This window comes from Flavobacterium sp. LHD-80 (assembly GCF_030929605.1).
Lineage (GTDB): Bacteria > Bacteroidota > Bacteroidia > Flavobacteriales > Flavobacteriaceae > Flavobacterium.
In genome coordinates this window covers 208,660-230,656 of record NZ_JAVFVS010000004.1, presented here as the reverse complement: position 1 = coordinate 230,656, position 21,997 = coordinate 208,660, and the positions used below count along the sequence as shown (strand labels likewise).

The 21,997-nt window shown below is 33.8% G+C and carries 20 protein-coding genes and 1 tRNA gene; 9 read left to right on the top strand and 12 right to left on the bottom strand.

From position 1 onward, the window contains the following. Positions 1 to 54 precede the first annotated feature (54 nt). From RB619_RS05595 to RB619_RS05570, 6 genes are all read right to left on the bottom strand, one after another. A complete protein-coding gene (locus RB619_RS05595) occupies positions 55 to 1,734 on the bottom strand; it encodes an arylsulfatase (RefSeq protein WP_308095190.1) in 1,680 nt (559 codons plus the stop codon). Between the two features lie 454 nt (positions 1,735 to 2,188). Further along, the gene (pyk, locus tag RB619_RS05590; RefSeq protein ID WP_308095189.1) at positions 2,189 to 3,622 is read right to left on the bottom strand and encodes a pyruvate kinase; all 1,434 of its coding nucleotides are present in this window, start codon (positions 3,620 to 3,622) and stop codon (positions 2,189 to 2,191) included. Between the two features lie 5 nt (positions 3,623 to 3,627). Beyond that, entirely contained in the window at positions 3,628 to 4,116 is a 489-nt protein-coding gene (locus RB619_RS05585; RefSeq protein ID WP_308095186.1) for an IPExxxVDY family protein, read from the bottom strand. A gap of 125 nt (positions 4,117 to 4,241) precedes the next feature. Continuing rightward, positions 4,242 to 4,982, bottom strand: coding sequence for a ribonuclease III (gene rnc, locus RB619_RS05580; RefSeq protein ID WP_308095180.1), 741 nt, complete (start codon positions 4,980 to 4,982; stop codon positions 4,242 to 4,244). A 9-nt stretch (positions 4,983 to 4,991) separates the two neighbouring features. After that, a complete protein-coding gene (fabF, locus tag RB619_RS05575; RefSeq protein ID WP_308095178.1) occupies positions 4,992 to 6,245 on the bottom strand; it encodes a beta-ketoacyl-ACP synthase II in 1,254 nt (417 codons plus the stop codon). A 182-nt stretch (positions 6,246 to 6,427) separates the two neighbouring features. Further along, complete coding sequence (locus RB619_RS05570) at positions 6,428 to 6,664, bottom strand: acyl carrier protein (RefSeq protein WP_007137004.1); 237 nt, start codon at positions 6,662 to 6,664, stop codon at positions 6,428 to 6,430. 175 nt (positions 6,665 to 6,839) lie between these two features. Here RB619_RS05570 and purN point away from each other — a divergent pair, with 175 nt between their 5' ends. Then, entirely contained in the window at positions 6,840 to 7,418 is a 579-nt protein-coding gene (gene purN / locus RB619_RS05565; protein ID WP_308095176.1) for a phosphoribosylglycinamide formyltransferase, read from the top strand. Positions 7,419 to 7,543: 125 nt separating this feature from the next. Beyond that, positions 7,544 to 8,020, top strand: coding sequence for a ribonuclease HI (gene rnhA, locus RB619_RS05560; RefSeq protein ID WP_127338180.1), 477 nt, complete (start codon positions 7,544 to 7,546; stop codon positions 8,018 to 8,020). Between the two features lie 60 nt (positions 8,021 to 8,080). On the opposite strand, the gene RB619_RS05555 is transcribed toward rnhA, so the two are convergent. Next, positions 8,081 to 8,428, bottom strand: coding sequence for a DUF6249 domain-containing protein (locus tag RB619_RS05555; protein ID WP_133523594.1), 348 nt, complete (start codon positions 8,426 to 8,428; stop codon positions 8,081 to 8,083). 395 nt (positions 8,429 to 8,823) lie between these two features. Here RB619_RS05555 and RB619_RS05550 point away from each other — a divergent pair, with 395 nt between their 5' ends. The 4 genes from RB619_RS05550 (at position 8,824) to RB619_RS05535 (ending at position 12,921) form a co-directional block, all read left to right on the top strand. Next, positions 8,824 to 9,411, top strand: a complete 588-nt coding sequence (locus RB619_RS05550) for a sigma-70 family RNA polymerase sigma factor (RefSeq protein ID WP_308095172.1) — start codon at positions 8,824 to 8,826, stop codon at positions 9,409 to 9,411. Next, on the top strand, positions 9,395 to 9,790 hold the full coding sequence (locus RB619_RS05545; RefSeq protein ID WP_308095170.1) for a hypothetical protein: 396 nt from the start codon (positions 9,395 to 9,397) through the stop codon (positions 9,788 to 9,790). Before RB619_RS05550 ends, RB619_RS05545 begins: the two co-directional genes overlap by 17 nt. Positions 9,791 to 10,017: 227 nt before the next feature. Beyond that, positions 10,018 to 10,941 (top strand): PfkB family carbohydrate kinase, encoded by a 924-nt coding sequence (locus tag RB619_RS05540; protein ID WP_194656315.1) that lies wholly within the window; start codon positions 10,018 to 10,020, stop codon positions 10,939 to 10,941. An 81-nt stretch (positions 10,942 to 11,022) separates the two neighbouring features. Then, entirely contained in the window at positions 11,023 to 12,921 is a 1,899-nt protein-coding gene (locus RB619_RS05535) for an amidophosphoribosyltransferase (protein WP_308095166.1), read from the top strand. Between the two features lie 816 nt (positions 12,922 to 13,737). On the opposite strand, the gene RB619_RS05530 is transcribed toward RB619_RS05535, so the two are convergent. From RB619_RS05530 to RB619_RS05515, 4 genes are all read right to left on the bottom strand, one after another. Beyond that, entirely contained in the window at positions 13,738 to 14,349 is a 612-nt protein-coding gene (locus RB619_RS05530) for a superoxide dismutase (RefSeq protein WP_035646435.1), read from the bottom strand. 139 nt (positions 14,350 to 14,488) lie between these two features. After that, a complete protein-coding gene (gene pth, locus RB619_RS05525) occupies positions 14,489 to 15,115 on the bottom strand; it encodes an aminoacyl-tRNA hydrolase (protein WP_308095163.1) in 627 nt (208 codons plus the stop codon). 611 nt (positions 15,116 to 15,726) lie between these two features. Next, positions 15,727 to 16,338, bottom strand: a complete 612-nt coding sequence (locus tag RB619_RS05520) for a 50S ribosomal protein L25/general stress protein Ctc (RefSeq protein ID WP_308095161.1) — start codon at positions 16,336 to 16,338, stop codon at positions 15,727 to 15,729. A gap of 121 nt (positions 16,339 to 16,459) precedes the next feature. Then, positions 16,460 to 17,401: a ribose-phosphate pyrophosphokinase gene (locus tag RB619_RS05515; protein ID WP_308095159.1), complete on the bottom strand. Its 942-nt coding sequence runs from the start codon at positions 17,399 to 17,401 to the stop codon at positions 16,460 to 16,462. A 300-nt stretch (positions 17,402 to 17,701) separates the two neighbouring features. On the opposite strand from RB619_RS05515, the gene RB619_RS05510 reads away from it, so the two are divergent. Continuing rightward, positions 17,702 to 17,781, top strand: a tRNA-Leu gene (locus RB619_RS05510). A gap of 786 nt (positions 17,782 to 18,567) precedes the next feature. Here the strand turns inward: RB619_RS05510 and RB619_RS05505 are convergent. Beyond that, positions 18,568 to 19,734 carry a hypothetical protein gene (locus RB619_RS05505; protein ID WP_308095156.1) on the bottom strand — a complete coding sequence of 389 codons (1,167 nt, stop codon included), beginning with the start codon at positions 19,732 to 19,734 and terminating at the stop codon, positions 18,568 to 18,570. Positions 19,735 to 19,834: 100 nt separating this feature from the next. Between RB619_RS05505 and RB619_RS05500 the strand changes: the two genes are divergently transcribed. Both RB619_RS05500 and RB619_RS05495 read left to right on the top strand, forming a co-directional pair. After that, a complete protein-coding gene (locus tag RB619_RS05500) occupies positions 19,835 to 20,047 on the top strand; it encodes a helix-turn-helix transcriptional regulator (protein ID WP_308095154.1) in 213 nt (70 codons plus the stop codon). Between the two features lie 286 nt (positions 20,048 to 20,333). Next, complete coding sequence (locus RB619_RS05495) at positions 20,334 to 21,995, top strand: T9SS type A sorting domain-containing protein (RefSeq protein ID WP_308095152.1); 1,662 nt, start codon at positions 20,334 to 20,336, stop codon at positions 21,993 to 21,995. The last annotated feature ends 2 nt before the right edge of the window (positions 21,996 to 21,997 follow it).

Sequence of the window (21,997 nt, the reverse complement as noted above, 5' to 3'; positions counted from 1 at the left end):
AAATTAATAGAGCTTGAACTATGAAAAATTCAAGCTCTATTTTATTAGATATTTTTATTTTTTCTTTTTTGGAGCGTCTTCTGCGTCTTCTTTCAATTTAGGAAGCACATTTTTCTCTATATATTTCTGCGCTTTGATATCTTTCATCGCTTCTTCCATAATAGTATAAGCTGAGAAACTTGGTGGAATTGATCTTGGAGGATATTCTTTAAATGTTTCTGCAAAAACAACTACATCTTGTATCACGCCATACATAGCGCCAACGTGATTCAATTGCCAATCCCAGAATGTATTTGAAGTTATATCTGCTCTTTCAAAAGGATCTTGATATAAATTGAAGATCTTTTGTAAACGAAGTTTAGTAAAAGGTTCTGCCCAAACTCCCATTGTTCCACCTAAACGTTGCTCTGCAAAAACATATTTATAATCTCCTTCTCTTAAACCAACCAAAAGACCATCGTCATCTGTATAAAAGAATTTATCTCTGGCACTTTTTGGTGTTTTGCCTTCTAAAAATTTACTTTGGTCAAAACCATCTAAATGCACTTTGTACGTTTTTCCGTTTGCAGAGTATCCTTTTAAAAGTTTATTAACGATATCTGGCTCACCTGCAATTGAAGCAAAAGTTGGAATCCAGTCATTATGGCTCATCAATTCTGTAGTTACAGTTCCTGGTTTAATATGCCCTGGCCAACGAACGATACAAGGTACACGGAAAGCTCCATCCCAGTTCGTGTTTTTTTCTGAACGATATGGGGTCATCGCAGCATCAGGCCAAGTGTTCATGTGTGGTCCATTATCTGTAGAATAAACCACGATAGTATTATCTGCAATTCCTAGATCATCTAAAGCTTTTAAGATGCTTCCGATAGTTTCGTCATGCTCAATCATACCATCAATATATTCACTGTCTCCGTGTGTATATCTTCCTCTGTGTTCTGCTCTTACGTGCGTACGAAGGTGCATACGTGTAGCATTAAACCAGCAGAAAAATGGTTTTCCAGATGCACTTTGTCTTTTAATAAAATCAATAGCAGCTGCTGATGTTTCATCATCTACAGTTTCCATTCTTTTTTTAGTAAGCGCTCCTGTATCTTCTATTTTTTGTTTTCCAACTCTTCCAAAACGAGGATCAGTTGTTGCGTCATCAACATTGGTTGCAGTACATCTTAAAACTCCTCTTGGCCCAAATTTTTTCAAATATTCAGGATCTTTTGGGTAATCTGGCAATTCTGGTTCTTCTTCAGCATTTAAGTGATAAAGATTCCCGAAGAATTCATCAAAACCATTTACAGTTGGCAAACTTTCGTTGCGGTCACCAACGTGATTTTTACCAAACTGGCCTGTTACATAACCCAGACTTTTCATGATTCCTCCCACTGAAGGATCCAACTGACTCATTCCCATTGGTGCTCCAGGGAAACCAACTTTTGTAAGTCCAGTTCTAAGACCATGCTGTCCGGTTAAAAAAGCAGCACGTCCTGCAGTACAGCTTTGTTCTCCGTAATAATGAAGAAAACGTAATCCTTCATTAGCTAAACGATCAATATTGGGTGTGGTGTAACCCATAACTCCATCACTATAAGCACTAATATTAGTAGTTCCAATATCATCGCCCCAAAGTACCAGAATGTTTGGTTTCTTGTTTTGGGCCGAAAGTGACAGGCTCGAACATATTAATGCAAATATTATCATCGCATTATTAAATCTGCAGTAAAACTTAAATTGTTTCATGGTAATAAAATTTGTTAATAATTAGTGTTATAAAGAGATGTGCTTAGAAAAGCAAAAATTTCAGGGCTTTTTCCTTATTAAAAATTATCCTAAGAAATTGATGTTTCAAATTTTATTGTCCGTAAAAAATTGCTGGAAATGAAAACAAAATTTTCTTAATTTTTATTTAAGTAACTCAAAATTAAAGAATAAAAGTCCGGAGAATCGTGTTTTTGGGCCACGACATGGTTTCATTTTATAAAATGAAACATTAAAAAAAGAGTTTTGAAACAAATTGTTATAGCATTTAACAAAATTTGTTGAACAAAAGAGATGGTTTTGATTATCGTAAATTATTACTCTCGTAAAAGATTTTTTTTATTCCAATGCTCCAATTTCACTTACGATTTTGAAAAAGAGCAAAAAAAAAAGCCATTCTTTCGAATGGCTTTTTAGGTATATTTTGAAAAGAAAACTATTCTATTTCAGAAACTCTCATGGTATTCACCATTCCTTTATCTTTAATAGGCATCGCTGCAAGGTTGATCAAATAATCACCTTTTGTAGCATATTCTTTTTCAATTGCAATTTTATTTACATCTGTTACAGTATCATCTGTACTCTCTTCATTATCATAAAAGAAAGATTTAACTCCCCATAATAAATTCAATTGTGTCAAGATTCTTCTGTTTGAAGTAAACACTAAAATATGTGCAGTTGAAGGTCTCCAAGCTGAAATCTGGAAAGCAGTGTAACCACTGTTTGTTAAAGTACAAATTGCTTTTGCACTGATTTCGTTAGCTAATAAAGCTGCTTGGTGACAAACTGTTTTAGTAACAAAACGTTTTGTTTTAATTTGTGGTGTATTTTGAGGAACATGAATAAGTTCAGAATCTTCTACAGCCTCACAAATTTGAGTCATTCTTTGAATTACTTGAACTGGATAGTTTCCTGTTGCAGTTTCTCCAGACAACATTACAGCATCTGCACCATCCATTACTGAGTTAGCAACGTCATTTACTTCTGCTCTTGTTGGAGTCAAACTTGTAATCATTGTTTCCATCATTTGTGTAGCAACGATAACAGGAATTCTAGCTGTTTTAGCTCTACGGATCAAGTCTTTTTGTACCAATGGTACTTCGTGAGCAGGAAGTTCAACTCCAAGATCTCCACGAGCAACCATTAAACCATCGCAATATGCTACAATTTTATCCATGTTCTCAAGAGCTTCTGGCATCTCGATTTTAGCAATAATTGGAATTTTAACATCTGAATGCTTAGCGATCAATTCTTGTAAATCTTGTAAATCGCGTGGTGTTTTCACAAATGAAAGTGCGATCCAGTCAACTTTTTGCTCAATTGCAAAAATCGCATCAGCAATATCTTTTTCAGTTAAAGCTGGCAAAGATATTTTAGTGTTTGGAAGATTAACCCCTTTTTTTGATTTTAATTCTCCACCCTGAATAACTTTAGCAACAACTTCTGTATTTTTATCTGTAGAAACGATTTCAAAAATAAGTTTACCATCGTCAAGCAAAATACGCTCTCCAACATTTACATCATTTGGGAAATTTTGATATTTCATGAATGCTTTTTTTGCATTTCCGATAATATCTTCTGCTGTTGTGAAAGTAATTTCATCACCATCATGTACAACAGTTCCCTCTTCCATTACACCAACTCTAAGTTTTGGTCCTTGCAAATCTCCTAAAATTGCTGTAGTGTAACCAAACTCTTCGTTTAGACCTCTAATGATATCGATTTTTTCTTTTACTCCTTCGTAATCTGCATGCGAAAAATTGATTCTAAACACATTAACCCCTGCCTCGATCATATCCTTGATAATCTCTCTTGTACTACATGCGGGACCAAGTGTAGCAACAATTTTGGTTTTCTTGTTTGTTAACATTTTTTTTAAAAAATTAGATTGTTTTTTGATTTTATTTTATTTGTATCGACAGCATAAATAGCTGCAACACTCTCTATGGTATTTAATTGTTGTTGAATTTCTGAAAAATCTAGAGTTTCCTCGCTATTCTCTATTTTCAGGAAAAAATCTACTTTTTTGAATTCAGGAAGTAAATGAATTGTTGTTGAAACCTCACTTGTTTCATTAGAAAACAAATTCTGAAAATCACTCGTACTCACTGAAATGATTTCATTTTTATTCTGAATTAAATTCCATGAAACTGCTTTTTCGGAATCATAATAATAAAATCTAGAAAAATTTGCCTCTCCTTCTTTAGTCTGAGCATGTATCTCGTTTTTGCTCTTACTTAAGTTTATCGGAAGGATTTTATTGATAAAATAGGCCAGTCTATAATCTTCTAATGAAGTATGAATTGCCATTAAATAATAATCAATTTCGTCAAATTCGTCTAAATCCAATCTATGAATAGCCATGTCATGAAAAATCAAGTTGTAAATATACTATTTCTAACGGAGCATCAATAGTTATGACGTGGTTGTTTTTGTTAATTTATAAACGAAAACGTTATAGCTTTAAGATAGTTACAGCATTTTTGTAGCTATTTCTTGTCTATTTTCTCCTGAAATGCAAAATAAGCTCTTTGTGATGCTTTCTCTTCTGCCTTCTTTTTTGAAGTTGCTCGCGCTCTTGCGATTACTTTATTGTCAATACTTAATTTTACGCCAAATAAGCGCTGACCGTCAATACCGTTATCCTCAAAAATGTCATAATGAAAGATTCTTTTTTCCTTCTGACACCATTCGATAACCAAACTTTTGTAACTAATTACTTTTCCTTCAAGTCGGGCAATATCGACATAAGGCGTGATCACTCTCTTTTGAATAAAACGCTCGCAGAAAGAATATCCTTTGTCTAGATAAATGGCTCCAACTAAAGATTCAAAAATATTACCGTGTATATTTTCGCCAAAATGCTGAATTGGCACTTTGCTTTCCACAAAGCGAACCAGATTTAAATCCTTACCAAGTTCATTCAAATGTTCACGGCTTACAATTTTTGATCGCATTTTAGTCAAATAACCTTCGTCTCCGTTTGGTGCTTTATTAAATAAATGTGCAGCAATTACGGCACTTAACATCGCATCGCCTAAAAACTCCAACCTTTCATAATTAATCGGCTGTCCGTTTTCATCGAGCTTATTTGATGATCGGTGTGTAAAGGCTTTTCTATAAAATTCAATATTTACCGGCGGAAAACCAAGAATTTTCTGAATAGTGTCAAAAAAAATCCCGTCTTCTAGAGAACGGGATTTAGAAAATATTTTTTTGATAATATTCATATACGAAAATTAGTCAACTAATTTTTTAAACAATACACAAGCATTGTGTCCACCAAAACCAAACGTGTTGCTCATTGCAACATTAACTTCTCTTTTTTGAGGTTTGTTTAAAGTAAGATTCAATGATGGATCAATTTTTTCGTCTACAACAGTATGATTAATCGTTGGAGGAACAATTCCGTGTTGCATTGCTAAAATAGAAGCAATTGCTTCAATAGCTCCAGCAGCACCAAGTAAGTGTCCTGTCATTGATTTTGTTGAATTGATATTGATGTTTTTAGCATGACTACCAAAAACTGCACTAATTGCTTTTAATTCAGCTACATCTCCAAGTGGCGTAGAAGTTCCGTGAGTATTGATATGATCAACATCTTCAGGGCTCATTCCAGCATCTCTTAATGTGTTTTCCATTACGGCAATAACTCCAATTCCTTCTGGATGTGGTGCTGTTAAGTGGTAAGCATCAGATGACATTCCTCCACCGCCAATTTCGCAGTAAATTTTTGCACCTCTAGCTTTTGCATGTTCGTAATCTTCAAGTACTAAAGCTCCTGCTCCTTCTCCTAAAACGAAACCATCTCTGGTTGCATCAAAAGGTCTTGAAGCTGTTTCTGGGCTTTCATTTCTTGTTGATAAAGCATGCATCGAGCTAAAACCACCCATACCTGCAATTGTAACCGCAGCTTCAGATCCGCCAGACACAATAACATCACACATTCCTAAACGAATGTAATTGAAAGCATCAATTAAAGCATTTGCAGATGACGCACATGCAGAAACTGTTGTGTAGTTTGGTCCCATATAACCATTACGCATAGAAATATGTGCAGGAGCAATATCAGCGATCATTTTTGGGATAAAAAACGGATTGAACTTTGGCGTTCCATCACCTTTCGCATAATACATTACTTCTTCTTGAAAAGTCTCTAAACCTCCAATACCTGCTCCCCAGATAACACCAACTCTTTGTTTGTTTACGTTATCATTTGTAATTCCAGCATCTTTAATAGCTTCATCACTGGCAGCAATTGCATATTGAGCAAATTTATCTAGTCTTCGAGATTCCTTGCGATCCATGTAATCTTCAATATTGAAGTTTTTTACTTCGCAGGCAAATTTCGTTTTATGCTTCTCCGTATCATAATATGTGATAGGAGCGGCTCCGCTTACTCCATTCACAAGTGCATTCCAATATTCCTGGATATTATTCCCTATAGGAGTAAGTGCACCTAATCCTGTTACAACAACTCGCCTTAATGCCATAAATATGTATTTTGTACTTTAAACAAATAAAACCCACGCTTTCTTAACAGTAATGTTACTTAAGAGCCATGGGCATTACAATATAAATATATCTTTTTGATTGAAAATCAATCGAAATTTAAATTTTAAAAAAATAATAACACCCGACTTATATATAATATATAAAGTCGGGTGTGGTATTATTATTTTTTAGCTTCCTCGATATAAGAAATAGCTTGACCTACAGTAGCAATGTTTTCTGCTTGATCGTCTGGAATTTGAATATCAAATTCTTTTTCGAATTCCATAATAAGCTCAACAGTGTCTAATGAGTCAGCTCCCAAATCATTAGTGAAGCTTGCTTCTGTTACAACTTCGTTTTCGTCAACACCTAATTTGTCTACGATAATCGCTTTTACTCTTGATGCAATGTCTGACATAATCTTTAATTTTAGAATTTAATTTGTTGGCAAAAATAAAAAACTTTATTTTAAAACCACGATTTAGTTTATAAATGTAACACTAATTTATAAAATTAATTTCAAGAAAGCCCTTTTAAAGCTATTTATTTTCGTTTTTTATTCCGTTTTTTGCATTCTCAAAACACAGCGCATTATGAAAAAAATTATCGTTTTTGCCTCAGGATCAGGAACTAACGCAGAGAACATTATAAAATATTTTTCGAATACCGAAATTGCAAAGGTCGTTTCTGTTTTTACGAATAATGCTTCGGCAAAAGTCATCGAAAGAGCAAAAAATCATCAAATTCCAGTCGAAATCTTCTCAAAAAACGAACTTTTAGAACGAAATGTACTACAAAAAATACAAGAAATCGACCCAGATCTGATAGTCCTTGCCGGATTTTTGCTAAAATTCCCTGAAAATATAATCGAGAAATATCCTAATAAAATTATCAATATTCATCCTGCACTTTTACCTAATTATGGAGGCAAAGGAATGTACGGAATGCACATACACAGAGCTATAGTAAATAATAAGGAAAAAGAAACCGGAATTTCTATACATTATGTAAATGAAAACTATGATGAAGGTGGCATTATTTTTCAAGCTAATGTAGCACTAACAGACGAAGACACACCAGAAACAGTGGCAGAAAAGATCCATGAACTGGAACAAAAACATTTTCCTGAGATTATTCATAAAATCCTTGAAGATTCAAATTCTAAAATTTAAACCATATAAGTCATATAAGAAAATTTAAGTTTTACACATAAATAACTATTATCATATTTTACAAAGTAATATAAGACATAGGCATAAATGAACTTATATCACTTATATGGTGAAAAAATAAATAAATGAATCACGAAGTACATATATATACAGATGGCGCGGCAAAAGGAAATCCAGGAAATGGCGGATATGGCGTTGTGATGGAATTGGTTGGAACGCCACATAAAAAAGAATTCTATGAAGGTTTTCGCTTGACGACTAATAACCGAATGGAACTTTTAGCTGTAATTGTTGGTTTGGAGAAACTAAAAAACCCAAATATGAAGGTTTTAGTTATTTCAGATTCTAAATACGTTGTCGATTCTGTCGAAAAAAAATGGGTTTTGGGCTGGGAGAAAAAGAAATTTGCCGGCAGAAAAAATCCTGATTTATGGAAACGCTTTTTAATTGTTTACCGAAAACATCAGGTAGATTTTAAATGGATCAAAGGCCACAACAATCATCCGCAAAACGAACGCTGTGATCAATTGGCTGTCATGGCATCAATGCAACCGAAACTTTCTGTAGATGTTTATTACGAAACTATCGGATCAAAAGAATAAAAAAAACGCATCAAATAGTTGATGCGTTTTTTTGTACTAACTTAAATTCCTGCTTACGATTTATTCTTTGTCTAAATCTTTTGCTCTATGAAATCCTACTAGCAACCCAACTCCAGACATTGTAATAATTGTTGCCGGATAAATGACATCAGAATTCATATCTGTGTATGTTGAAAGCAATAAAGCAATAAAAAAGCCAAGTCCTATTCCAATTAAAAGAAAAGCTGAATTCAAAATAAAGATTTTCCATGCAGGAACTCCATTTGTTTTGCCCTTTAAAAATATGCTGGCATCTGCACCTTTTTCTATAAGAGCCAAACGCTCTCTGTTTCTTGTTGAGTAAAAAAGATAGACAATCCCAAAGATCATCGCAAAAAGGCTAAGTGGTACTAAAATTTGTGGTCCCATAATTTTTATGTTTTTATAATTGATTGATACTCCATATGACGACACCTTTTAAATTGAGGTTACAGCTTTTGGGGGAAAATTTCAAAAAATAAATTCGAAATTCCAAAACTTGCTGATTATGAGTTAATTTTGAGTACCGAAACTAGTAAACGCTATTTTTGCCATCTCGACGGAGGAGAGATCACACGCGAAAATCGACAAAGATTGGCGATTTACTTTGCGGAGCTTCTAGTGTGATCTCTCCTCCATCGAGATGACAATATTGTGATTAAACTTTAACAAATTTCAATCCTTATTATATATGTAAAATCTTGAAGTTGGAATTTGGGATTTATTTTTTGAAATTTTTCCCCAAAAGCTGTAACCTAAAATAACAAACTGTCGTCCTATATAATATGAGTACTTTGAATGATCAACATTATATCGATAGAATCCTGCAGGGCGAGACCAATTTGTTTGCCGTGCTGGTTGATCGTTATAAGGATATGATCTTTACATTGTCAATCAAAATGATCAAAAACAGAGAAGAGGCCGAAGAAGCCGCACAAGATACTTTTATTAAGGTATATAATTCTCTGAACAAGTTTAAAGGCGATTCTAAATTCTCAACTTGGATTTATAAAATTTCTTATAATAATTGTTTAGACCGTTTGAAGAAAAACAAAAAAGAAGATTTAAATATTTCTATAGATGAGTTTTCATCGCATTTAGTCAAGACAATGGACAATGCTTTGAGTGCTTTAGAAGACAAAGAACGAAAGCAGGCCATTCAGAATTGTTTAAATTTGTTGCCGAGGGAAGATAATTTCCTGCTGACTTTGTTTTATTTTGAAGATCAGAATTTAGAGGAAATTGGCAAAATCATGAATATAAATGCTAATAATGTCAAGGTGAAATTATTTAGAAGCCGACAAAAATTAGCCACAATTTTAAAAAAGCAGTTAGAACCCGAAATAGTGGAGTGTTATGAAAGAGGAAGATAAAAATTTAGAAAATCTTATTGAGAAAATGATGGCCGAAAACACTTTGCAATCGCCATCTGCCGACTTTACTTCGAACTTAATGTCGCAAATTCTTGTTGCTGAAAAAGCAAAAATTAAACCTTACAAACCTCTAATTTCCATCTCAACATGGATTTTTATTGGAGTTGCTTTGGCTCTTTTAATTGCTTACAATGTATTTTTTGCTGGAACTCAGAACAATCTAGAAATAGGAAAATCATACACTGATAAAATTTCAGCAATCGTTTCTGGAATTCATATTTCTAAAACTTTATTGTATTCTATCTTGATAGTTCCTTTTATGATTTTGATTCAGGTTGGAGTTTTGAAGAATTATTTTGATAAGAAGTATGAGTTGTAAATTATATTTAATTGAAAATATTTTAAGCATTTTTCCAAAATAAATATTGCAATTTAATTCTGAAAATGATATTTTGAGCATTCAAAAGAACCTCAGATAATTTACTCATTTACAATAGTTTTAAGCTCGAAAACGATATCTTTTTTTTAAGAAAATTTTGAGAACCTAAAGCATTGCAATATTGTAACTTATAGAGTATCTTTGCACCCTAATTCGAAATTCATAAAATGAATAAATTATTGATTGTTGGAACGGTTGCTTTCGACGCGATTGAAACTCCTTTCGGAAAAACAGATAAAATATTAGGTGGTGCTGCAACGTACATTGGTTTATCAGCATCCTTTTTTAACTTGCAATCGGCTATTGTTTCAGTAGTTGGCGATGATTTTCCTCAAGAACATTTAGATCTTTTAACTTCAAAAAATATTGATATCTCTGGTATCGAAATTGTAAAAGGCGGAAAAACCTTTTTTTGGAGCGGGTTATACCACAACGATCTAAATTCTAGAGACACTCTTGTAACTGAATTGAACGTTTTAGCTGATTTTCAGCCAAAAGTTCCTCAAAACTACAAAGATGCTGATGTTGTGATGTTAGGAAACTTACACCCATTAGTACAAAGCAGTGTTTTAGATCAAATGGAGAAAAAACCAAAATTAGTTGTTTTAGATACAATGAACTTTTGGATGGATTGCGCTCTTCCAGAACTTTTAGACGTTATCAAACGTGTAGATGTTATTACAATCAATGACGAAGAAGCAAGACAACTTTCTGGTGAATATTCATTAGTAAAAGCAGCTGCTAAAATCCAAGATATGGGACCAAAATATGTGGTAATCAAAAAAGGAGAACACGGCGCACTTTTATTCCATAACAGAGAAGTATTCTTTGCACCAGCTTTACCGCTAGAAGATGTTTTTGATCCAACAGGAGCTGGGGACACTTTTGCCGGAGGATTTTCTGGATTCATTGCACAAAGCGAAAACATTTCGTTTAACAATATGAAAAACGCAATTATTTATGGTTCAAATTTAGCTTCGTTCTGCGTAGAGAAATTTGGAACTGAAAGGATGGAAACATTAAGCAAAGCCGAGGTGGCGATTCGATTACAGCAATTTAAGTCGTTAACTCAGTTTGACATAGAAATATAATGCCTAAGAGCCTCGGTAAAACGGGGCTTTTTTATTACGTTAATACACACAACTTACAACACACAAAAAAATAAAAAAACAATGAGCGACGCGTTAAAACACGAATGTGGTATAGCCTTAGTTAGACTTCTTAAACCGCTTGAATATTATAAAGAAAAATACGGAACTGCTTTTTACGGAATTCAGAAAATGTATTTAATGATGGAAAAACAGCACAACCGAGGACAAGACGGAGCTGGTTTTGCAAGCATTAAATTGGATGTTGATCCTGGACAACGCTACATAAGCAGAGTTCGTTCGAATCACGCACAGCCAATTCAAGATGTCTTTAAACAAATCAATGAAAGAATCAGCGAAGAATTAAAAGCGAATCCAGAAATTGGTGATGACATCAATAAAATAAAATCACAAATCCCGTATGTAGGCGAATTGTTTTTAGGACATGTTCGTTACGGAACTTTTGGAAAAAACAGCATCGAAAGTGTTCACCCGTTTTTACGTCAGAGCAACTGGATGCACCGCAACTTGATTTTAGCAGGAAACTTTAATATGACAAATGTTAAAGAACTTTTCGAAAATCTTGTTGAGCTTGGACAGCATCCAAAAGAAATGGCGGATACTGTTACCGTAATGGAAAAAATTGGTCACTTCTTAGACAAAGAAGTAATGCAACTGTACCAAGACTGTAAAGCTGAAGGTTATTCTAAAAGAGAAGCTTCACCAGTTATTGCAGAAAGATTAGATATTGCAAAAATCTTAGCTCGTTCTGCTAAAAACTTAGACGGAGGTTACGCAATGGCTGGATTATTAGGTCATGGTGATGCCTTTGTTTTTAGAGATCCAGCAGGAATTCGTCCAGCCTACTTTTATCAAGATGACGAAGTAGTTGTAGTAGCTTCTGAAAGACCAGTTATTCAAACGGTATTTAATGTACCTTTTGAAAGCGTACAGGAAATCGATCCAGGAAATGCTTTGATTATCAAGAAAAACGGAAAAGTTTCAATGAATCAAATCCTGGAACCAACCGTTAAAAAAGCTTGTTCGTTTGAAAGAATCTATTTCTCAAGAGGAAGTGATGCAGAAATTTATCAAGAGCGTAAAAACTTAGGAAAATTAATTTTACCTGCAGTTCTTGACGCAATTGACAGTGATACAGATAACACCGTTTTCTCCTATATTCCAAATACAGCAGAAACTTCATTTTACGGTTTAGTTGAAGCTGCTCAGGATTTCTTAAATCAGAGAAAAAACAATTATATTCTGGAAAACAGAAATACACTAACTACTGAAACACTTCAGGAACTTTTAGCTGTAAAAATACGTACCGAGAAAGTTGCGATTAAAGATGCTAAACTTAGAACCTTTATTACGGAAGACAGCAGTCGTGACGATTTAGTTGCACACGTTTATGATGTTACCTACGGCGTAATCAAACCAGAAGATAATTTAGTTATTATTGACGATAGTATTGTTCGTGGTACTACTTTAAAAATGAGTATCATTAAAATGATGGATCGTTTAAATCCTAAACGTATCGTGATTGTTTCATCGGCACCACAAATTCGTTATCCAGATTGTTACGGAATCGATATGGCAAAACTAGAAGGACTTGTTGCTTTTAGAGCTGCGCTAACTTTATTGAAAGAAAGAAACTTATATCATATTGTTGACGAAGTTTATGCAAAATGTAAAGCACAAGAAAATTTCGCAGACAAAGATGTTGTAAATTATGTTACAGCTATCTACGACCAATTTACGCCAGAAGAGATTTCAGATAAAATTGCAGAAATGTTAAGCTCTCCGGAAATTAATGCCGAAGTAAAAATCATCTTCCAAAAAGTAGAAGATTTACATATTGCATGTCCTAAAAATTTAGGCGACTGGTATTTTACAGGAGACTACCCAACCCCTGGTGGAAATCGAGTTGTAAACCGTGCATTTATGAATTTTTACGAAGGAAAAGACGCTCGAGCGTACTAAGAAAATACTAATAAAAAGTTAATTTGTGCATTTCATCGATTATTTTTGCCGTTCATCCTGTTTGTTTGGTAAAAATGAAAAGCTACAATACTTTTGGGAAACCATAACATTAGTAGGTTAAGTTTATGGTAGATTTGGGGCAAAAAGGGTGGAAGCAATTCCACCTTTTTTATTTTATTCAGATAAGTACTTACAAAGCAGACTTCTAGAATCACTTCATCGAAAATATTGACCATTCATCTAAAAAGTTTTTTTCATAAATATAACTGCCATACATTTACTGAACCATAACATTAGTAGGTTAAGTTTATGGTAGATTTGGGGCAAAAAAGGCGGAAGAGATTCCGCCTTTTTTATTTTCTTTTTTTTAGAGAAAAGAACAAAGAGTCAAGATGAAAGATAAAATCTATTGATAAAAGTTAAAACTTAAAAAAATAAGCAAGATTCATCTTCACTCTTTACTCTTTACTCTTTACTCTTTACTCTTTACTCTTTACTCTTTACTCTTTACTCTTCACTCTTCACTCTTTACTCTTCACTCTTCACTAGTTTTACTTCATCGGATATATTTACCATTCGTCTAAAAAGTTTTTTTCATAAATATAGCTGTCATACATTTACTAAACCATAACATTAGTAGGTTAAGTTTATGGTAGATTTGGGGCAAAAAAGGCGGAAGAGATTCCGCCTTTTTTATTTTCTTTTTTTTTAGAGAAAAGAAACAAGATTATAGAAGCAAGACGAAATGAATAGATAAAAAAAAAGACGAGTAACCTTTCGGCACTCGTCTTTTTCTTTATTCTTTACTTTATCTTCTTATTTATCTAAAGCAAATCTTCTTGCAACTTCTGTCCAGTTGATTACGCTGAAGAAAGCTTCAATATAATCTGGTCTTCTGTTTTGGTAGTTTAAGTAGTAAGCGTGTTCCCAAACATCCATTCCTAAGATTGGGGTTCCACCGTTACCAGCAACTTCTGGCATTAATGGATTGTCTTGATTTGGAGTACCTACAACTTCTAATTTCCCTCCTTTTTGAACTGTTAACCAAGCCCATCCAGAACCGAATTGTGTTGCACCAGCTTTAGCAAATTTTGCTTTGAATTCTTCGAAAGTTCCAAAAGAAGCTTCGATAGCAGCTAATAAATCACCTGTTGGCAATCCGCCTCCGTTTGGAGACATTACAGTCCAGAATAAATTGTGGTTGTAGAAACCTCCACCATTGTTACGAACTGCTGCATTTGATTTATCTAAGTTGATTAAGATGTTTTCAATTGTTTTTCCTTCTAAATCTGTTCCTGCAATTGCAGCGTTTAGATTTGTTGTGTATGCATTGTGGTGCTTAGTATGGTGGATTTCCATTGTACGAGCATCAATATGTGGTTCTAATGCATCATATGCATAAGGTAATTGTGGTAATTCAAAAGCCATGATATTAGGATTTTTATGGTTTATAATAATTTATTCCAAATTTAGACATTTAACTTTGTAATTGAAAATACTATTTCGTTATAATTCAATTAAATTAATCAATAAATGGATTTTTTAAAAGTTAAACAGCTATAAATCTTTACTTTCCGTTGAAAGTTGTCATTGTATTTTCTAATCCGGCAGTTCCAAAAGATTTTATAATTTCTGATGCTACCTCTAAACGTTCTGGCAATTTTGCTTTTTCATCTTCATCCCAATCACCCAAAACATAATCAACTTGTTGTCCTTTTTTGAATTCGTCGCTGATTCCGAATCTAAAACGGGTGTATTCCTGCGTGTTTAATATTTGGTTGATGTTTTTGAGTCCGTTATGACCTCCGTCGCTTCCCTTTTTACGGATGCGAATAGTCCCGAAAGGAAGATTCAAATCATCGGTAATGACAAATATGTTTTCTAACGGAATATTTTCTTTGTCCATCCAGTATTTTACTGCTTTTCCGCTCAAGTTCATATACGTGTTTGGCTTTAAAAGAAAAAAAGTTCTTCCTTTAAATTTATATTCTGCAAGTGCGCCTAATTTTACTGTTTCGAATGAAAGACTTTCTTTTCGAGCTAAAAAGTCGAGTACTTTAAATCCGATATTGTGTCTGGTGTTTACGTACTCTGCACCAATATTTCCTAAACCTACGATTAAATATTTCTTCATATTATCTATGTTCTCTTCTTTTTTTGTTGATGAAAACAGTTTTGTTATCCATTTTATCATGTCTGCAAAAGTAAGATTAATTAGAGAATGTGGCAATTGGTTAATTAGATTATTTGTGAATGTGGCAATTAGATAATTGCTTGTTGGCCGTGATTTAACCGCAAAGTTCGCAAGGGTTTTTCGCAAAGGTCGCTGAGAAAATGTTTCTCGCAGATTTATCTGATTAGGCAGATTCATCATGATTTCTTATTGTCATCCTGAGCGAAGTCGAAGGACCGCAAAGAAGATCGACAATCTAAATTTCATACTATGCGCGGGCTTCGACTTCGCTCAGCCTGACATATCTAATGTTTCTTTCGAATCTTATGAAAAAGATATTTTCTAGTTAGCCCTGACAGAAGCGGCATCCTTTTTCCTGCTCCTTTAGCAGGGAAAAGATATAGCGGATGGCAGGAATGTCACTTCTTGAAAAAACGAAGAGTTTCTGCTTCTAAAAAAACAATTAGATAATTAGGGAATGTGGCAATTAGATAATTTTCTTTGAAGGGCTTCGACTTCGCTCAGCCTGACATAAGAAAACTTAGAACCTTAGAATCTCAGCACCTTAGAACCTTTCAAAAAAAAAAGCCCCAATCGAAAGATTGAGGCTTTTTGTATTGATTTGAAAAAAATTATTTTTTCTTTCCTTTTGCAGGAGCTTTTGCAGCTTTTGCAGCTTCTTGAGCAGCTTTCATAGCAGCACGAGAGATTCTTACTTGACAAACAACTGTGTTGTCTGGGTGCATAATTTTGTACTCTGGTTTTCCAACTTTAGTAACGTATAATTTGTTACCCATTTCAAGTGGAGTGATGTCAGCTTCAACAAAATCAGGAAGATTTGATGGTAAAGCTTTAACTTTTAATTTACGTTGGTTCAAACGTAAAACACCTCCCGCAAGAACACCTTTAGATGTACCAACGATTTTCACAGGAACTTCCATTGTGATTTCTTTATCATCAAATAATCGGAAGAAGTCAATGTGTAAAATTTTGTCAGAAACTGGGTGAACTTGGATATCTTGCAAAATTGCATTGAATGATTTTCCTTTTCCAAGCTCAATCACAACTGTGTGTGCGTTTGGAGTGTAAACCAAGTTTTTGAACGCTGCAGCGTCTGCTGAGAAGTGTACTGCTTGATTTCCTCCGTATAACACGCAAGGAACCGCTCCAGCATTACGTAAGGCTTTAGTTGACACTTTGCCCACGCTTTCTCTTTCTGATCCTTTAATTGTAATCGATTTCATTGTAAAAAAATATAGTTATTAAATAAATATTCTAATTTGCTTTAAGCTTTAGGCCACCGGCTTTAGGCTTTTTTCTGTAATTTCTAATAGCTTATGGCTTACCGCCTAAAGCTTATAGCTTTTACATAATGAATTTTCCACTAATGGAATTGTTGTGGTGCACCATGTGCATAACTTCTGCAAAAAGCGGTGCACAACTCACTACTTTTATTTTGTTTGATTCTCTCTTTAACGGAATAGAATCGGTTACGATTAATTCGCTTAATTTCGAATTTTCGATTTTATCATATGCACCGCCAGATAATATAGCATGTGTACAAATTGCTCTTACACTTAGCGCTCCTTTTTCGATCATCAAGTCGGCTGCTTTTGCTAAAGTTCCTCCTGTATCGATCATGTCGTCTACTAATATTACGTTACGTCCTTTTACTTCACCAATTAGTTCCATAGTGTCGATAACGTTGGCTGCTTTTCTTTGTTTGTAACAGATTACTACATCTGATTCTAAAAACTTAGAGTAAGCATATGCTCTTTTTGATCCTCCCATATCTGGAGACGCGATAGTTAAATTTTCTAAATTTAAACTCTGCACGTAAGGCAAAAAGATGGTAGATGCAAATAAATGATCTACTGGTTTTTCAAAGAATCCTTGAATCTGGTCTGCATGCAAATCCATTGTCATGATTCTTGTTGCTCCGGCTGCAGTTAATAAGTTAGCTACTAACTTTGCTCCAATCGGGACTCTTGGTTTGTCTTTTCTATCCTGTCTTGCCCAACCAAAATAAGGCATAACAGCTGTAATATGTCTTGCTGATGCGCGTTTTGCAGCATCAATCATTAGTAACAATTCCATCAAATTATCTGCCGATGGAAAAGTTGAACACACGATAAAAACGCGTAAGCCTCTAATTGATTCTTCATACGATGGTTGAAATTCTCCATCACTGTACGTTGACATCGTTACTTTTCCTAACGGAATTCCGTATTGTTCTGCAATTTTTTCTGCAAGATAAACACTTTGTGAACAAGCAAAAATTTTAGCTTCTGGTTCTAGGTGCGACATTATAATTTGTTGTTTTTGCTCCGCTGCGTTCTCTACATTTTAACTTTATTTTTTACTTAAAGCAAAAGATGCATAAATGCCTCGGGTGTAGTTAGTTGTGTGTGCGTCGTTTTAACGAGGTGCAAATTTATAAAATTTATTGGACACTGAAAGGAAAAATTTAAGTATTTTTAGTAGCACATTTAATTTTATTTTTTACATTTGCACCGTGTTAAAGGAATAAGCACAGTTATGACATCATCATTACTTATTCTATTGCGTTAAAATAATCAGATTTTTGATTGTTTTTTCGTCTGCTAAGCCCGGATGGCGGAATTGGTAGACGCGCTGGTCTCAAACACCTGTGGGAAACCGTGCCGGTTCGACTCCGGCTCCGGGTACGTAAAAAGTCTGTAATCACTTGTTTTTCAAGAGTTACAGGCTTTTTTATTTTAGAGTTGCCCGCTATTTGCCCGATAATTTTCAAAATGCTGAAATATTATACCTTTGTAAAGGTTTACGATGTCATTATAAACTAACATTTGGAACAAAATAAAAACAGGAGCCTGAACAGCTCCTGTTTCATTATTGCCTTTAATTCACTCACTTCTTTTTCTTAGAACAAACACTTATTTCATAAATTGTCATAAAGAACACAAAATGTTTGTTTTTAAACAAACTTGCGCCGTGTTTATAATCATCCACTAAATTTAATCACACATTTATCTAAAATATAAATTCATATTAATCCTTTTTTATATAGACGTTTTAGATTCATTTAAACATTAAAAATATCTTACACAATTGATCAATAATTCATTGATCTATAAAACCACGTACTACTTAATATTCAAAAATCGATGTTTATAGAGTAATATTGCAAAAACACTGTGTTTACTAGAATAGGTTATACAGATACGAATTTGCTTTACGTAAAAAAGGTAAAAGTTTAAAAAAAACCAGTAACTCAAAAAGCCCCCCACCCTTTCTTAATAAAGACTTTCTTTTTTTCTTTTTGGTTATTTAAACGGGGGTATAACCTCATCTAAGCCACTTCAAGATATTAAATTGCATAAACTTTATACTAATTATTTTACGATATAATATTTTTTTCTTTTAATGCTCATTAACTTTTTTTTACCATAATACAGTAAAAATTGATTTCATTTTAAGTGTTCTACTATTCATTATTTTTTAATCCAATCAATACTTGGCCTCTCATAAAAACCAGCATCTCCAATTTTAATCACCTTTTCAAAGAAAAACTTACTTAATGTGCTTTCTGGGCATTCTTTGTTTCTAATGTGCTTTTTAAATTTCAAATTTTTCACTTTAACCTTTTTTCCAATACTTTGTATTTCTTGGTTAATTTTTTTTGATACATCATTTTTGGATGTCTTTTTCACTGCTTGATGTCTTAATGTACTATTTGTTGCCTTATTTATTATGCTATAAATTTCAGCAACCGAATAACAATCCAACATTTTGAATAATTCCTTTTTTGTCTTCTTTTTTATTTTGTTATTCATTTTAAAGAATTTTTGAGCGTTAAAATTATAATATTCTATCAACTCGTGAAGTGCAATTCTTTTCCACAACTGAAGCATTTTCAAATAATCTTTTTCACATAATTCTTTTGGATTTAAAAGGCGATTTATCATTTCACTACTATTATAGAAATCACTTTCTACATTTACACTCCAGTAGATATTTCTCGTCGAATATGCAAAATTACTACGATTATAGTCCTTAATTTCAGGAAACTCATCCTCTGCTCGATGATAGATTGCTATGATATTTCGTTTATATAGTCTATCAATTATTTTAAGAGAAAATTTGTCTGTTGGAGCAAATGCGTCAGTAAAAACAATTAGAGGTCTCCTATAATTAGAATTCTTAAAAGAATATTTGATTAACATTACGGCCAAATATATCTCGTCTTTAAGAGATAAGGAATGAATATTTATTCTTTTTTTTTTATTTTGCTGCAACCAAACATCTGTCATCTCAGGATTATTAAGGCTTTCTTCGTCCCAATCTTCAATTTCTTCTTTTCTTCTACAATGTTGGCAATAACAAAACCTTTCCTCAGTATGCTTGCATTTTGAACAATATTTTCTATAATCACCAATCGCATTAGCATTATTTCTTGGCAATCGCTTCCTTATCAGCACTTCACCACACATACCGCAACTTTCGTTTAATACTTCCGGCGGTAAATTCATAAAAAGTTGTTTGGGATGAAGATCTAAATTGAAGTCGTCTATTATATTAGAAATCGGTTCATTGTTATAGTATCTTTTCACGACTTCATCTTGTTCATCTTCGGTTAAATTTAAAATTTGATTTTTCATCTTGAAGAATTAAAATAAGGCAATATTCAGTTATCTTTTATGATAACCAAATTAGACAAATATAGAGCAAAATTTGAATTATCATAAAAGATAATTTAATTTGAAGCAGACCCTACAGCAAAAAGTCGGTAAACGAATTCAAGAAATTAGAATGCAGCAAAATCTTTCTCAACAAGATTTAGCTGCAAAATGCAATTTCGAGAAGAGTAATATGTCCAGGCTGGAAAAAGGAAATGCAAATGCAACACTTTCCACATTAGAAAAAGTGTGCAATGCTTTACAAATTGATTATATTGAATTATTTAGATTTTAAATCTCTTTATTAAACTTCTACACCCCAAAGAATCTATTCTTCTTGTGAATCATGGATATCAATACATGCAAATAAGATTTTTCTACTAATCTTCACTTTCTTCAATATTTCCATCTGAAGTAAATTTCAATTTTCCTTCTATCTTTTTTTAGCAATCGTCTACCATGTTTACTCAACTTTAAAAAAATATATTTCAAAATGTGGAAAACCGTAAAGTTTTAATAAATCAGACAATTAGATTTGCCGGCAAAAACTTACTATTTACCCAGATCGAAACCTATATTGTATGAAAAAACTCTACTTACTGATTCCTTTGCTCTTACCGTTATCAAACTATTCCCAAGATATTCAATGGGAAAAATCGTATGGTGGTATTCATGCGGACTATCTTTTTGATGCCCAGCCAACTGCTGATTATGGCTTTATTCTGGCAGGAAGTTCTGTATCCGATAAAACAGGAAATAAAACCGATGACAACCATGGAGATTTGGATTATTGGATCTGGAAAATGTCTGAAAAAGGGGATCTTGTCTGGCAAAAAAGCTTTGGAGGTAATGGCTTTGATCTGCTTCAAAGCATAAAAGGAACCAGAGACGGAGGTTTTATCATTGCAGGAACATCAAGTTCTGGAGCCAGCTTTCAGAAAGGCGAGGATTGTAAAGGTATTACTGATTTTTGGGTTCTAAAATTGGATGCTGCTGGAGGAGAACAATGGCAGAGAACCATTGGAGGAAACGGGCAGGATGAGCTTTTGTGTGCTTTCCAGACTAAAGATGGTGGCTATATTTTAGGAGGTTCTTCAAGCTCAAGCCCTCAGCCAATTTCAAATACCAAACTTGACGGAAAATCGACAGCAACTTCAAAGTCGGATTTATTCAGCAAATCTGACAAAAGCCGAGGCAATATGGATTATTGGATCGTAAAGCTTAATAAAGAAGGCAATATTGAATGGCAGAAAACATATGGTGGCCAATATGCTGATTTATTAAGAAGCATGGAACAGACTACTGACAATGGTTTCATTTTGGCGGGATATTCGAATTCTCCTATTTCGGGAGAAAAAACGGAAAATAATAATGGAGCTGGAGATTATTGGATTGTAAAGATTGACGATTCTGGAGCAATTCAATGGCAGAAATCGTATGGCGCAGACGGCGATGACCAGCCCTACATTATTCATCAAACTGCTGATGAAGGATATATTGTAGGTGGAAACTCTGACAGCAAGAACGCTCTGACTACCCAAGGCGGTATTGTAACCAATGGAACTGATTTTTGGCTTCTTAAGCTCGATAAAGAAGGAAGTGTTGACTGGAGCAAAACATATGATTTTGGAAAAACAGACATACTGACTTCTTTGGTTGAAAATCCAGATCACAGTTTTTTAATTGGCGGCTATGCAAAATCTGAAATTGTAAGATCAGCGGCATCAACTATTGCAAAAGCAGTTGGTGCAAGCCTTGACAAAGATGGAGTTAATGACTATATCGCACTGAAAACAGATGAAAAAGGCGAAGAAATTTGGAACAAGACTGTAGGCAGCGGAGGCGAGGATATTCTCAGAAAAGTAATCGAAACCCGTGACGGTGGCTATATTATGGCTGGTACCTCAAATTCAAATGCTTCTAAAGATAAGAACTCAAACATTGGGAGCAATGATTTCTGGATAGTCAAATTAAAAGACAAACAGAAAGTTGAGAAAGTCAAATCAAGTATAGAAGCGATTCCGAATCCAGTCAAAACATATACAAACGTAATTATTGGATACGATTTCAAAGAAGGAACTGCAACTCTTGTAGACATCTCAGGCAGAATATTACAGGAATTCAAAATCGAAAGCAGAACTGTGCCTGTTGATTTAAGCCACTATGCAGAAGGAATCTACATCATCAACATCAAGACTGATGTAAAAAAGGAATCTGTTAAAGTTATAAAATCTGTTAATTAAGA